The following is a 1,169-nucleotide window of genomic DNA, read 5'->3' on the forward strand; positions in this document are numbered from 1 at the left end:
CCATTGAAGTTCTCATCTGGCGTGATGGTGAAACTGCCATCATCGTTAGCTACAACCGTCGCATCACCACCAACCGTTAGGCCGCTAGCAGTAAGGTCATCGCCTTCAACATCAGATGCTTGTGATAACAGTTGCTCTTGGCTTAGACGAATCGAACCATCTTCATCGATTGAGTACGCTAAATCGCCTGACACAGGTGCATCATCAACGGCAGTTACACTCACATCGATGTTTGCTGACACCGTATCGGTGCCGTCAGAGACATCGAAGCCGAAGTTTACGTCGCCATTGAAGTTCTCATTCGGAGCAAAGGTGTACGTACCATTACCGTTATCAGTAAGAATACCGTCGCCACCATCGTAGGTCACACCTTCAACTGTAAGGTTGTCACCTTCGATGTCTGTAGCACCTGTTAACAGGTCTGCATCGGTGAAGATGAGCGTGCCATCTTCTTCAACGCTGAACTGTTGATCTTGAGGGACTGGTAGGTCGTTTACTGGGTTAACCGTTAGGTCAGCCGATGCTTGAACGGTATTGGTGCCATCAGAGATATCGAAGCTGATATCGATGTCACCGTTGAAGTTCTCATCTGGCGTGATGGTGAAGCTGCCGTCATCATTAGCTACAACCGTCGCATCTCCACCAACCGTTAGGCCGCTAGCAGTAAGGTCATCGCCTTCTACGTCAGAAGCTTGCGATAGAAGCTGCTCTTGACTTAGACGAATCGAACCGTCTTCATCGATTGAGTACGCTAGGTCACCAGACACAGGCGCATCATCTACGGCAGTTACGCTTACGTCGATGTTTGCTGACACCGTATCGGTGCCGTCAGACACATCAAAACCGAAGTTTACGTCGCCATTGAAGTTTTCATTTGGCGCAAAGGTGTACGTACCGTTGCCATTGTCAGTAAGGATACCGTCGCCACCATCGTAGGTCACACCTTCAACCGTTAGGTTATCACCTTCAATGTCGGTAGCGCCTGTTAACAGGTCGGCATCAGTAAAGATTAACGTGCCGTCTTCTTCAACGCTGAACTGTTGATCTTGAGGTACTGGCAGGTCATTAACTGGGTTAACGGTTAGGTCAGCTGATGCTTGAACCGTATTAGTACCATCTGAGATATCGAAGCTGATATCGATGTCGCCATTGAAGTTCTCATCTGGCGT

1 protein-coding gene is annotated in these 1,169 nt (G+C 48.8%); it reads right to left on the reverse strand.

Features of this window, described 5'->3' with window-relative positions; translation table 11 throughout:
• Window positions 1-1,169: tandem-95 repeat protein (locus tag AB4167_RS21870; RefSeq protein WP_372137019.1), on the reverse strand; the 1,169-nt coding region annotated here is incomplete at both ends.

The sequence above is a fragment of the Vibrio sp. 10N.286.49.E11 genome, from assembly GCF_041469505.1.
In the GTDB taxonomy this organism is placed as follows: Bacteria; Pseudomonadota; Gammaproteobacteria; order Enterobacterales; family Vibrionaceae; genus Vibrio; species Vibrio crassostreae_C.